Annotated in this window: 12 protein-coding genes; 9 read left to right on the top strand and 3 right to left on the bottom strand. The window is 40.3% G+C overall.

Annotation, left to right across the window (positions count from 1 at the left end; translation table 11 throughout):
• Nucleotides 1-147 precede the first annotated feature (147 nt).
• The 9 genes from hepC to V7K67_RS10245 all read left to right on the top strand — a co-directional run bounded on the left by hepC (nucleotide 148) and on the right by V7K67_RS10245 (nucleotide 11271).
• The gene (gene hepC / locus V7K67_RS10285) at nucleotides 148-879 is read left to right on the top strand and encodes a heterocyst development glycosyltransferase HepC (RefSeq protein WP_334733534.1); all 732 of its coding nucleotides are present in this window, start codon (nucleotides 148-150) and stop codon (nucleotides 877-879) included.
• Nucleotides 880-1090: 211 nt separating this feature from the next.
• Nucleotides 1091-2932 (top strand): heterocyst formation ABC transporter subunit HepA, encoded by a 1842-nt coding sequence (gene hepA / locus V7K67_RS10280; protein WP_335166387.1) that lies wholly within the window; start codon nucleotides 1091-1093, stop codon nucleotides 2930-2932.
• A gap of 107 nt (nucleotides 2933-3039) precedes the next feature.
• Complete coding sequence (locus V7K67_RS10275; RefSeq protein ID WP_334733532.1) at nucleotides 3040-3879, top strand: hypothetical protein; 840 nt, start codon at nucleotides 3040-3042, stop codon at nucleotides 3877-3879.
• Nucleotides 3880-3949: 70 nt separating this feature from the next.
• A complete protein-coding gene (locus V7K67_RS10270; protein ID WP_335166384.1) occupies nucleotides 3950-5152 on the top strand; it encodes a glycosyltransferase family 4 protein in 1203 nt (400 codons plus the stop codon).
• A gap of 184 nt (nucleotides 5153-5336) precedes the next feature.
• Nucleotides 5337-6329 carry a glycosyltransferase family 2 protein gene (locus V7K67_RS10265; protein ID WP_334733530.1) on the top strand — a complete coding sequence of 331 codons (993 nt, stop codon included), beginning with the start codon at nucleotides 5337-5339 and terminating at the stop codon, nucleotides 6327-6329.
• A gap of 133 nt (nucleotides 6330-6462) precedes the next feature.
• Nucleotides 6463-7665 (top strand): glycosyltransferase family 4 protein, encoded by a 1203-nt coding sequence (locus V7K67_RS10260; RefSeq protein WP_335166382.1) that lies wholly within the window; start codon nucleotides 6463-6465, stop codon nucleotides 7663-7665.
• Nucleotides 7583-8518 (top strand): glycosyltransferase family 2 protein, encoded by a 936-nt coding sequence (locus V7K67_RS10255; RefSeq protein ID WP_334733528.1) that lies wholly within the window; start codon nucleotides 7583-7585, stop codon nucleotides 8516-8518. The genes V7K67_RS10260 and V7K67_RS10255 overlap by 83 nt, the downstream gene beginning before the upstream one ends.
• A 142-nt stretch (nucleotides 8519-8660) precedes the next feature.
• A complete protein-coding gene (locus tag V7K67_RS10250; RefSeq protein ID WP_334733527.1) occupies nucleotides 8661-10115 on the top strand; it encodes an O-antigen ligase domain-containing protein in 1455 nt (484 codons plus the stop codon).
• Between the two features lie 34 nt (nucleotides 10116-10149).
• Nucleotides 10150-11271 carry a glycosyltransferase family 4 protein gene (locus V7K67_RS10245; RefSeq protein WP_334733526.1) on the top strand — a complete coding sequence of 374 codons (1122 nt, stop codon included), beginning with the start codon at nucleotides 10150-10152 and terminating at the stop codon, nucleotides 11269-11271.
• Nucleotides 11272-11475: 204 nt separating this feature from the next.
• On the opposite strand, the gene V7K67_RS10240 is transcribed toward V7K67_RS10245, so the two are convergent.
• The 3 genes from V7K67_RS10240 to V7K67_RS10230 all read right to left on the bottom strand — a co-directional run bounded on the left by V7K67_RS10240 (nucleotide 11476) and on the right by V7K67_RS10230 (nucleotide 12491).
• A complete protein-coding gene (locus tag V7K67_RS10240; protein WP_334733525.1) occupies nucleotides 11476-11748 on the bottom strand; it encodes a hypothetical protein in 273 nt (90 codons plus the stop codon).
• Nucleotides 11749-12047: 299 nt separating this feature from the next.
• Nucleotides 12048-12245: a type II toxin-antitoxin system HicA family toxin gene (locus V7K67_RS10235; RefSeq protein ID WP_334707819.1), complete on the bottom strand. Its 198-nt coding sequence runs from the start codon at nucleotides 12243-12245 to the stop codon at nucleotides 12048-12050.
• On the bottom strand, nucleotides 12246-12491 hold the full coding sequence (locus V7K67_RS10230) for a DUF1902 domain-containing protein (RefSeq protein ID WP_334707818.1): 246 nt from the start codon (nucleotides 12489-12491) through the stop codon (nucleotides 12246-12248).
• Nucleotides 12492-12699: the final 208 nt, after the last annotated feature.

Below are 12699 nucleotides of genomic sequence, written 5' to 3'. Positions count from 1 at the left end.
CTTGGCTGAGTGCCAGATAATAACATATTTTTGCGCTCAATTATCTCCAACTTTTTGGAGTTACAACAAGATTTGGATTTGGGTCTTTGGCATTGATAGCCTTTGATAACTCCTCAGCAACTCACTCCTGTATAATCCCAAAGACTTATGACAACTTCAATAATTCCAACTCTAGAGAATTTATATGATGTAACCCAGCAACAGCAAGGTAATCGCCCTGGGCACTGTACACTCCAGTGGCGACGGGGTAAGTTGTTGGTGAAGCCGCTTGGACGAGTTAAACAACCATATCTACCTGCATTAGATAGTAAGCGATCGCTAGTAGAATGCTTACAACATTCTCCTATAAGTTTGGTAAGCATAGATGCAAAACTGGGTGAAGCTTTGCTCAGGTTTTGGGCGGATGCGTGTGAAGAAGCTCAAAAACCAATATTTCTCAGCTTACCCGCTAGCAATAAACTGCCTAACCAACCCTGGAGACTATTGCAGCGACTAATTGATTGGATTGCTGCTTTGGTATTGCTGCTATTAGTAAGTCCAGTCATATTGGGATTAATTGTATTAATGCAGGTTTACTCACCAGGGTCGCTTTTTTGTTGTGAATGGCGTGTTGGAGAACGGGGTAAACTCTTTCGGGCAATTAAATTTTGCACAACTACAAAGCACAACATCAGCCCGCTAGGACGTTGGATGCATAAATATGGTCTTGACAATCTGCCCCAGTTATTTAACGTACTGCGCGGTGACATGAGTTTGACCGGATCTTGTTGTTGGACTTTGGAAGATGCAGTACAGCTAAATAAACTACCAGAAATTACAGCTTCCTGGGAAGTAGAGGCACAGTCTCACCTGTTACATCTAGATAGCCAAACACTATAAGTCATCTGTGCGGTAATTGATGATTTGATTTACCGCACTGAGGCTCAAACAGAAATTGTTTATGTAGCATCTATAGAGTAATACGGTTCTAGATAATTGGTCTTTCAAGACGCGATAAATCGCGTCTCTACATCAGGATTTTGTTGCTCTGTTTGAACTGTATTGATTTATAGCGGTCTATCTACCTTGCCAAACTATTATTATAAAATCCATGCATTTAAAACTTCCTCAACCACTCAGTAATCTGCTCAGAGCTACCAGCTTTTGGCAGGACAACTATTTGATATTGCGAGAATTTAAACACTTTCGCAAAATTGCAATTTTAGCTCTGATATTCTCAATTTTTGCCGCAACCTTTGAAGGCGTGAGTATTGGTTTTTTACTTTCCTTCTTGCAAAGCTTAACCAGTCCCAACGCTCAACCTGTCCAAACAGGAATAGAATGGTTTGATATTTGGATTTTGGGAGCTAAGACATCAGCAATTAATCGCCTATATCGCATATCTTTACTGATTTTATTGAGTACTTGGTTACGTGCCACCTTCAATTATTTTTCTCAAGTCTATACTGAATTATCTCAATTACATCTTGCTGATCGCTTACGTAAACAGATTTTTGAACAGTTACAATCTTTATCATTAAGTTACTTTGCCAAAACTCGTTCTGGTGAGCTAATTAACACAATTACCACAGAAATTGAAAGGATTAGACAGGGTTTCAGTAGCGGAGCCTTTTTAGTGACTAGAGGATTAACAACCCTTGTCTACTTAATATCAATGTTTTTGATATCATGGCAACTAACGCTAATTTCAGCATTATTATTTACCCTTTTAGGTGTAGGATTATCCAATTTAAATGCCAGGGTGAGAGAATCAAGTTTTGGCATGACAACTGCTAATGCTAATTTTACATCAACAGCCGTAGAATTTATTAATGGCATTCGCACTGTTCACTCCTGTGGCACTCAAGAATTTGAGCGCCAGCGTTACTATAAAGCTAGCGACAAGATAATAAGTACTACAACAAAAGTTGTCTTCACTTGGACACTTGTTAAGCCAATTGCTGAAGGGGTAGCTACTACGGTGTTAGTCGGAATGATTATTTTGGCATTCACCACCCTGGTTACTAATGGAACACTACAAGTTGCTTCTTTATTAACATTTTTCTTTGTACTGTTTCGTTTCATCCCATTCGTTCAAGATATTAATGGCACAAGAGCATTTCTCAGTACCTTACATGGTTCAGCAGACAACGTTAAAAACCTCTTAAAAAGTGATGACAAAAATTATTTTCAGAATGGTAAAGTTAGGTTTAATACCTTAAAAAGGTCAATAAATTTAGTATCTGTAGATTTTGGCTACGACGAGCAAAATCTAGTGCTGCATAATATTACCCTAACCATTGAAAAGGGAAAAATGACAGCATTAGTCGGAGCATCTGGGGCTGGTAAAACAACCATTGCTGATTTAATTCCCCGATTTTATAATGCTACAGAGGGATATCTTTACATTGATGAAATTGATGTACGAGAATTTGAAATTAACTCCCTACGTCGCAAAATAGCTGTCGTCAGTCAGGATACTTTTATTTTTAATACTAATGTTTGGCAAAATATTGCTTACGGGACTCCAGAAGCCACTAATGACGAAATTCAAGAAGCCGCTAAACTAGCGAATGCACTGGAATTTATTTTGGAAATGCCTGAAGGTTTTGATACCAAATTAGGAGATCGGGGTGTTAGGTTATCTGGAGGACAAAGGCAGCGAATTGCTATTGCACGTGCCCTATTACGGAACCCAGAAATTTTGATTTTGGACGAAGCAACTAGTGCCTTAGATTCTGTATCTGAGCGCTTAATTCAAGATTCATTAGAAAAGCTATCTGTGGGAAAAACAGTAATTGCGATCGCTCACCGTCTTTCTACTATTTCTAAGGCAGATAAAGTTGTAGTTTTAGAACACGGAAGAATTGTAGAGCAAGGTAAGTATCAAGAACTTTTGGAGCTAAAAGGTAAGCTTTGGGAATATCACCAGATGCAATACCATAATTCGTAATACGTAATACTCGCCTCCAGCGAGAAGCCAGCTACGTAATTCGTAATTATTAAATTACGAATTCGTTATTATCCTCAATTATTTATAGTTTTAACAAGGAAAAATCAATGGTAAATCTAGGCTACCACACTGCTAAAATTCAGGGTAAATTTAATCGCTCCCTATATAAAGCAGCCCTTTCTCAGATTGTCAGCATCCCAATCAAACAAACTCGGCAAGTTCCCATAAGTGTCTATGCTTTATCATGTGAACGCGATTTGCCAGAACAAGTAGCAAGTATTCGCTCATTCATCCGCCATGTCGGCATTCCAGATACATTCACTGTAGTTTCTGATGGTAGCTACACTGACTATAGTTGTGATTTACTTCGCCGCATCCATCCTTGCGTTCAGGTAATACTTTTACAAAACTTCCTAAGAAAGGATTTGCCTCAATGTGTTCTTGATTATGCCCAACTGCATCCAATGGGCAAAAAATTGTCGGCACTCATGTCAATTCCTATTAATGGAACTACGATTTATACTGATTCAGATATTTTATTTTTCCCCGGCGGGATTGACTTAATTAATTTGAGTAACTCCGAGGACAAATACTCTCTTTATCTGCCTGATTGTTCTATGTCACTAGACGAGCGAATTATTTATGATGATTCCGAGAAGTCAAATCCAGTAAATGGTGGATTTATATTATTTAGGCATGAATTTGACTGGAGTTTTGCTATCGAACGTTTAGCAAATCTTCAAGAAAATCCCACTTATTTTACTGAACAAACAATTGTACATTTGACAATGCACCATAATCATGGTAAACCTCTAGGCTCAAAACAATATGTTCTCAATGTAGAAGATCAGTTTATATATCCAGATAAATTTGCTAGTAATCAAATTACTCTGAGACATTACGTTAGTGATGTCAGACACAAATTTTGGTTTAACGTTGGCATATAAATTGATGAAGATTAGGCTCTATTGATATGAGCAACTAAACTAATAATTACGTGAAAATAAGTGGTGAATAATGCCTAACTCAATCAATAATACCAAGCAAAATGAGGAACAGTTGCACAGGGGAATTTTTGAAGAGAACCTGATTTACCAATGCTCCAATTTTAATGTCGGTGGGAGCGGAGGTGTTGAAACTTATTTAGCCTCTCTGTTTGAACATCGACCACCTGATATTAGCGATCGCGTGATAAAATCACTGAAAAATATCGATCAAAGCCAGTTTAAACTGCTGCACATCCACAGTCCAGATTTGCTATTGCAGCTGACAGGCGAATGTCCGACTATCTTCAGCGTTCATAATCACTCATTATATTGTCCTAGTGGCACAAAATATTTAGCAGGGCAACAGACAATCTGCGATCGCAACTTCTCTTACTTAGGATGTAGCTGGGGTAAATTAGTAGATAAATGTGGTAGCCGTAAACCATTAAGAACTCTTAGAGAACTTCAAACCACTCATCAGTTTTTAGATGTATTAAAAAAGATAAAAATTACTTTTATTGCTAATAGCGAATATGTGCGTCAAGAGTTAATTAAAAATGGTGTACCTCCAGAACAAACTGTAACTCTACACTGTGGAATCTCTATCCCACAAACAGCAACAGCACCTTTGAGTTTAGAAATCCATCAAAACCATAGAATTTTGTTTGCTGGGCGGATTGTTTCTGATAAAGGTCTAGAATGGTTACTCAAAACCTTAATACATACAAACCCACACATTCAACTTGATATTGCAGGTGAAGGTTGGGAACGACCACGGTTAGAAAAGTTAGCAAGTACACTCGGATTGAATAACCGGATCACTTGGCATGGTTGGTGCGATACTGATAAACTAAATAAACTTTATCAACAGTGTTTTGCAGTCATCTTTCCTAGTGTTTGGCCTGAACCTGCCGGTCTTATAACTCTAGAAGCTTATGCTCGTTACCGACCTGTAATTGCTAGTGCAGTTGGAGGTATTCCAGAACATTTACGAGATGGAGAAACGGGTATTCTTGTTCTAGCTAATGATATCCAAAAGCTGGCTGGTGCTATTAATGAGTTGTATATAGATCATCCAAAAAGCCGATACATGGGTGAACAAGGTCATGCTTTATTGCTCAAAGAATTTACAATGGCTGCTCATGTAAATAATCTCCGAACAATTTATGCAAAAACAATAGCTGAATTCCCTTACAAAGCGAAAAAACTATATAGCATCTCTCAAGGTAAATAAAGCTTAGTACAACATTTCATTAATTCATAGCGAATTAACTTTGGCAAAACTCTGTGTACCTTTGCGTTTACCTCTGTGTTCCTCTGCGTTTAAAAAAATTACGAACTTATGCAAACCTGTACTTAGTTTAGTCAAAACATCAAATGGTGCATCTTTTATCTATGAAATATAAAGTGAGCAAAATATGTCATTGCATCAAGAATACCAACAACCTTTAGTCAGCGTTATTATCCCCACCTATAATCGACCAGAGTATCTCAAGCAAGCGATCGCTAGTGCTATAAAACAAACTTATCAAAATATTGAAATTATTATTTCTGATAATTGTAGTTCCGAAAATCCCCAAAAACTCGTCACATCTTTTGGTGATTCACGCATTAGATTTTGGCGACATCAGCAAAATGTGGGTATGTTAGCTAATCAGCAGCATGGCTTCAAGATGGCGCAAGGTAAATATGTTGCTAGTCTCCATGACGATGATATCTGGAATGAAGACTTTTTAGCAAAGCTTGTACCACCACTAGAAGCAAATGCTGATTTAATTATCGCTTTTTGTGACCAATATATCATAGATGCTAATGGCATCATTAATCATGTTGGAACCGAAGAAAATACACGCGGTTACAAGCGAGATCAACTAGCAAAAGGAATTCATCAACCTTTTTACAAAATTGGTTTAATAGATAAAAGCATACCTACTGCGGCAGCTTGTGTGATTCGCAATAATTTTGTGGATTGGGATAGTCTTCCCTCAGAAGTTGGCGGAATGTGGGATTTATATTTAACTTATCTGTGCTGTATATCTGGTCATGGTGCTTACTATTATCCAGAAAGATTGACGCGATATCGTGCCCATGAGCAAACTGATACTATGCTCAGTGGTAGTCGAGATGTGCAGGCAAAAATTCGCAAAGCTAAAAGCGAAATGTTTTGTTATCAAGTCTTTATGGAAGATACTCGTCTACAAGAATTCAGAACTTATTTTCAACAGAAATGGTTAGAAGCTAATACTACTTTGGGAATTGGGTTGCTAAGAAGTGAACAGATAGCCGCAGCACGTCCTTATTTTTGGCAAGTGCTGAATAAACAAAAATTTGATGTGCGAACTCTGGCAGCACTTGGTCTGAGTTTTACTCCGCAATTTTTAGCAAGTAAGTTAATGAGAATATCGAAATAATGGAGCAATTGCATCTATATCTTTTAAACTAACCGCAGAGACGCAGAGGGCACAGAGAGAATAAAAACAAGAATATTTTTTAACTCTTAAATTGCACTTTTTTTGAAGATATTATTGTTAGCAAAGGTAGCGTATGAAACTTTGTATTATTACTCATAAAATTAAAAAAGGTGATGGTCAGGGACGGGTAAACTACGAAGTTGCTCAAGAAGCAATTCGTCGTGGTCATGAACTGACATTATTAGCTAGTGAAGTTGCACCAGAGCTAGAAGACAATAGCCAAGTTGATTGGATTAAAATTCCAGTTAAAGGCTATCCTACGGAATTTGTACGTAATTTTATATTTGCCCAAAAAAGTGCAGATTGGTTACGTCAACATCGCTCTGAAATTGATTTAGTTAAAGTCAATGGAGCAATTAATATGACTGCGGCTGATGTGAATGCTGTACATTTTGTCCACAGTTCATGGTTGCGATCGCCTGTTCATATTTCCCGCAACCGCCGCGATTTATATGGTTTTTACCAATGGCTATTTACGGCTTTTAATGCCCGTTGGGAAAAACAGGCTTTCCAAAAAGCGCAGGTTGTGGTGTCTGTATCGGAAAAGGTAGCTCAGGAATTAGTCAATATTGGTGTACCGCGTTCTCGGATTCGGGTAATTGTCAATGGCGTTGATCTAGAAGAGTTTACCCCTGGTGAAAGCAATCGCCAAAAATTAGGTTTACCAGAGAATGTCACCTTAGCCCTGTTTGCTGGAGACATCCGCACACCTAGAAAAAATTTAGATACAGTCCTACACGCCTTGGTGAAAGTTCCCGATTTACATCTGGCGGTGGTAGGTCATATCGAAGGTAGTCCCTTCCCACAACTAGCAGCATCTTTGGGGTTAAGCGATCGCGTGCATTTTGTCGGATTTCGCCGTGATATCCCCGAAATTATGCGGTCAGTAGATTTATTTATTTTTCCTTCCCGATATGAAGCTTGTAGCCTCGTATTGTTAGAAGCACTTTCTTCAGGACTACCAGTAATTACTGCCATAGCTACCGGGGGTGCAGAGTTGGTGACACGAGAATGTGGCATCGTCTTAACCGACTCAAATGATATCGATGCTTTGGCTGTGGCGATGATGTCCTTGGTAAGCGATTCTGCCCGAATGCAGCAAATGAGTCAAGCTGCTCGTTCTGTGGCAGAACAATATAGTTGGACTACTATGGCTCAAACTTATGTGGATCTATTTGAGGAGTTAAGCAAGAATGCGGAACACCGTTCTGATACCAACTTATCGCCGTCCACAAGACCTCTCACGCTGCCTTTTGGCGCTACAGGAGCAAACTAAACCAGTTAATCAGGTGATAGTGGTTGTCCGCGATACGGATGCAGAAACTTGGCAATTTCTGGCGCAACGAAAGGCTGACAATTTGCCATTGCATACTGTGAAAGTAACACAACCGGGAGTAGTAGCAGCCCTCAACGCTGGACTAGCAGCAGTGGAAGGCGATATTGTTTCCATTACTGATGATGATGCCGCACCCTACCCGGATTGGTTGGAGCGTATTGCCGCTTACTTTACCTGTGATAGTCGCCTCGGCGGTCTGGGAGGGCGTGATTGGATACACCACGGCAGTAAATTAGAAGACGAATCCCGTTTAGTCGTTGGACAGTTGCAATGGTTTGGGCGAGTAATTGGCAACCATCACCTGGGAGTGGGAGAACCCCGCGAAGTCGATATTCTCAAGGGCGTGAACATGAGTTTTCGTACCCAAGCAATCGGACAATTGCGCTTTGACGAGCGGATGCGCGGTACTGGAGCGCAGGTACACTTTGAAATGGCGTTTACTCTGACATTAAAACGGGCTGGTTGGAAGATAATTTATGATCCTAATGTTGCTGTAGATCATTATCCAGCACAACGTTTTGATGAAGATCAGCGAAATAACTTTAATGAAATTGCCTTTATTAATTTAGTCCATAATGAAACCTTAGTTTTATTAGAGCATTTGCCATTTATCCGCCGGATTGTATTTTTGTTATGGGCAGTATTTGTGGGTACTTGCGATAGTTTGGGCTTGGTACAATGGCTGAGATTTTTACCTAGTCAAGGGCAGTTGGCTGGGAAAAAATTGCTAGCATCCTGGCGTGGAAGGTGGCAAGGATATAAACAATTCAAAATTCAAAATGACGCTCGCTGACTCGCTAACGCTGCGCTAACAAAATTCAAAATGAATTCAATTTCTTCTTAGTTCTAGTCTCAAGACTGGAAATTAAGACACTTTGGCTGCTGTCTCTAGAGAGCCAGTAATCCAAAATCTAAAATCCAAAATCTAAAATTGAATGAATTCTAAGCAGATACTTTTCAATAGTTTTTTACAAGAAAGCTATTCTCCTGAAGAGCGATCGCAACAGGGTTGGATGGCGATCGCAGGCTTTATGCTACTAACTGTAGTTTGCTATTTTGCTGGTGCTACTGCTGCATTGCGCCTAATTTACCCGGTGACAGCTTTAGCAGTAGGCGTATTTTTATACTTGCGGCATCCCATTCTCTACATCAGTTTTACCTGGTGGATCTGGTTTCTCACACCCTTAGCTACTCGCTTAGTTGACTATCGGGTGGGCTGGGATGCTACCCGTCAAATGCTCATAGCACCTTACTTGGTGGTATTTGTCACCATAGCAACATTCTTACGACACTTTCCCCGCGCTTCTCGTCAAGGGGGCTTGCCGTTTGTTATCGCTTTTATCGGAGTGTTCTATGGCTTTCTAATCGGTCTGATTTATAATCCACCTATCCCTGTAGCCCGCGGATTGATGGATTGGCTTAGTCCGATCATCTTCGCTTTTCACTTATTTATCAACTGGCGAGATTATCCCAGCTATCGCCAAAACTTTCAGCGAACATTTCTCTGGTGTGTGTTGATTTTAGGAACTTATGGCGTATATCAATTTGTAGTGGCTCCTGAGTGGGATAGGTACTGGCTGATACAATCAAAACTATTCATGAGTTCTGGAAATCCTGTACCTTTCGGGATGCGCGTCTGGAGTACATTGCACTCAGTCGGCCCCTTTGGTTCTGTTATGCAAGCTGGATTACTATTGTTATTTACCAGTTCGGGAAGTTTAATTTTTCCGGCTTCAGCTGTTGGTTACTTATCCTTTTTGTTAACACAAGCACGTACTAATTGGGGAGGCTGGTTATTTGGAATAATTATGATTATGGGTTCAGTCAAAGCCAGAATTCAAATGCGCTTAATTATCATCATCGTGGTTATGGCAATTTGTGTTGTACCATTAGCAACTATTCAGCCAATTTCTGGGGTTTTAGCAGCCCGTTTGCAAACTTTTTCTAATCTTCAAGACGATACCAGTTTTAAAGATAGATCGGGAAGTTATGATAAAAACCTTGGTTTAGCCCTTTCTAATGGTCTAGGTAACGGCTTAGGAAATATTTGGAAAGTCAACGAAAAAACTGGTCAAATTGAAGTAGTGGTAATTGATAGTGGCATTTTAGATATGTTTTTCACCCTTGGTTGGTTTGGAGCCATCTTTTATATGGGTGGATTAATCTTGTTAATTATTAGTGTTAGCAGCTATAGTGAAGGCCGTTTTGATAGTTTTCTCAGTGCTGCCCGCGCTATTGGGATCAGTTCTGCTACACAGCTAGTTATTGGTAGTGGAATGTTAAGTGTAGCCGGGATGATTCTTTGGGGATTTTTGGCTATGGCGATGGCAGGACATAAATACTATAGCAATCCTCAGATATCCGACTTCTCTAAGAAGTCGGGGATTTGATAAATATTACAACTTAAATAGGACTGATTAGATTATGAAAGTAATTATTGTAATGCCACTAGCCGAGCAACGAGGCGGCGGTGAAATGATGCTTTGGGATTTGGTACAGCAGGGACGTAATGCTGGTGTTGAGTGGCTGGTGATATTTTTAGAAGACGGCCCGATGGTGGAACAAGTCAAGTCCCTTGGGATTGATGCGCGAGTTGTAGAAAGTGGACGTTTACGCCAAATCCACCGTTTTATTGGCGCTGTTTTGCGGATAGCTGCGATCGCCCGCCGCGAACGTGCAGATATAATTGTCAATTGGATGTGGATCACGCATATATCTGGAGGTTTGGCGGCGATGCTGGCGGGGTTGCCTGCTGTGTGGTATCAACTAGAAGTACCTAGTGATAAGACTTGGTTAGTGCGAATCGCTACTTTAATTCCAGCGCGGGCAATTATCACCCTTTCGCAAGATGGTAAACAAGCACAAGCAGAGATTTGGCCCCATAGACCAACACCTCTGGTTTATCCTGGTGTCGCATTAGACCGATTTGAGCCTAATGCTTTACCAACTCCAGAAGAAACACGGCGGAAACTAGGCTTACCTTTACACGGGCCGTTGATTGGAATTGTAGGACGATTGCAACGATGGAAGGGAATGCACGTATTGGTGCAGGCGATGCCCAAAATTTTACAGAAGTATCCCGATGCCCATTGTGTGGTGGTTGGCGGTAAGCATGATTTGGAACCGGATTATGAGGACTTTTTAAAAGCCGAAATCACCGCCTTGGGATTGAAAAACCAAGTAATTATGGCTGGACTACAGCGTAATATCCCGGAGTGGGTGCAGGCGATGGATGTATTTGTTCATGCATCAGATAAAGAACCCTTTGGGATTGTGATTATTGAGGCGATGGCGCTGGGTAAACCTGTGATTGCTGGCGATGCAGGGGGGCCAACAGAGATTATTACCGATGGGATGAATGGACTATTAACACCTTACGGCGATGCCGATAAATTAGCGATCGCAATTCTCCGCTATCTTGACGAGCAAGAATTTGCCCAGAGTGCGGGAGTAGCTGCTAGGCAACGCGCCCTCGATTTTTCAACTCAGAATTACGCCCAAAATTTTATTAATGCGATTCGTTCTGCAATACCAAGTGTTTCTTAAGTTAATGTAGCATTTTCCTAATGTAGAGACATTGCATTGCAACGTCTCTACCACCAAATGATGTTAATTTCTGGAGATGTCTAGTAGATTGTAGATTCACTAGACATCTGGTGAAAATGAATGTAGAGACGTAGCACTGCTACGTCTCTACAAGGACTCTGGATAACGCATATTTAATTTCTGGAGATGTCTACTATAAAAACCTCAATTTTTCTTAGAGTAGATACCACCTCCATAAACTGCAAACCCACCGTATACAAAAGCTGGCATAATTAGAACAATCCACCATTTTCCTAATAGCCACCATTGATTTACAGGTGTACTCGGCTCAATGTTGTTAGTGATAAAGAACCCCAAAGCAGTTGCTAAACTCGCGATCGCATGAATGTAGATAGGGCATCTGAAGCCAGCTTTCCACCACGCCACCATAGCAGATATCAAGATAAAAGCAATAAGAATAACTTTGATCGTACTCACGTTCAGTCCTCAACAAATTGAACTCCCTCAATCGTGTTCAGCAATCTCAATATCCGAATGCTTCACACTCAAGAGTCGATACACTACTAGTATTCCCATATTAATTTCAGATATAATTCACAACTAAACGATGAAACTGTCTCGTGATGAAAATTAGCCTCTGCACCTCAATGAGTTAACGCCCAGTGCGGGTTGCAATTTTCATAACTCAGGTAGGATTGCGATCGCTGTTGCTCAACCAAAGCTACAATAATGTGCGATGTGCAGTATCCAGTATCTCGACACAAAAATTATCAAAATTAAAACGCTTTAGACAGTCCTGCTTGTTTCAAAACTGCGTTAGCTGTATGGCGTGACTTGATAAAACTATCTACCACAAAACGACGGTCTGTGATTGGACTATACCAAATTTCATGGTCTCCCTTGCCTTGCCTTTCCAAGTAGCATCCAGCTTCCAAAAGCATCTTTTTCAACTCAGGAGTAAAAGACACACCCATTTATGAAATGACCTCTATCAACTCTTGTCGATGGCTGCTTAATTCAAAGCTGATAGAACCCACATAATCAGAAGGCACAATTCGATTTAGAACAAGGAGTTCTGGTATCATTTCTCTGAGCTTTTGCGTAAGAGACTCAATCGTAGAAGCTTCTGTTACTAATCCTGGCACATTTTCACTAGTTGCGACCCAAACTTCTGCATCTTTATCCCAAAATGCTTGAACTTTCAATGTGTTTTGTGTCATGTTCGAGCGCTACACACAAATTTACGACGGTAATTCAAGTTTAAAACATTGGCTCAAGTATCGCATCGTCCCAACATTGAGTGAAACGTAGCTAAAAGCTGATCTTACCTATGGTTAATGTACTAACGAGTTCATACTCCAAATAAATGCGATCGCAACCTACTTTCAAAACGCCAAATTACAGACGAGGAAATACGATCCATTTGCT

Origin of the sequence: Nostoc sp. (genome assembly GCF_036917155.1) — a bacterium.
Taxonomy (GTDB): Bacteria; Cyanobacteriota; Cyanobacteriia; order Cyanobacteriales; family Nostocaceae; genus Nostoc.
Note: the sequence above shows the minus strand (reverse complement) of the source record. Positions and strands in the feature narration are given on the sequence as shown.

Coding starts and splice junctions, on each gene's coding strand:
- hepC (WP_334733534.1), top strand. CDS start 148: ATGACAACTTCAATAATTCCAACTCTAGAGAATTTATATGATGTAACC.
- hepA (WP_335166387.1), top strand. CDS start 1,091: ATGCATTTAAAACTTCCTCAACCACTCAGTAATCTGCTCAGAGCTACC.
- V7K67_RS10275 (WP_334733532.1), top strand. CDS start 3,040: ATGGTAAATCTAGGCTACCACACTGCTAAAATTCAGGGTAAATTTAAT.
- V7K67_RS10270 (WP_335166384.1), top strand. CDS start 3,950: ATGCCTAACTCAATCAATAATACCAAGCAAAATGAGGAACAGTTGCAC.
- V7K67_RS10265 (WP_334733530.1), top strand. CDS start 5,337: ATGTCATTGCATCAAGAATACCAACAACCTTTAGTCAGCGTTATTATC.
- V7K67_RS10260 (WP_335166382.1), top strand. CDS start 6,463: ATGAAACTTTGTATTATTACTCATAAAATTAAAAAAGGTGATGGTCAG.
- V7K67_RS10255 (WP_334733528.1), top strand. CDS start 7,583: ATGCGGAACACCGTTCTGATACCAACTTATCGCCGTCCACAAGACCTC.
- V7K67_RS10250 (WP_334733527.1), top strand. CDS start 8,661: ATGAATTCTAAGCAGATACTTTTCAATAGTTTTTTACAAGAAAGCTAT.
- V7K67_RS10245 (WP_334733526.1), top strand. CDS start 10,150: ATGAAAGTAATTATTGTAATGCCACTAGCCGAGCAACGAGGCGGCGGT.
- V7K67_RS10235 (WP_334707819.1), bottom strand. CDS start 12,245: ATGGGTGTGTCTTTTACTCCTGAGTTGAAAAAGATGCTTTTGGAAGCT.
- V7K67_RS10230 (WP_334707818.1), bottom strand. CDS start 12,491: ATGACACAAAACACATTGAAAGTTCAAGCATTTTGGGATAAAGATGCA.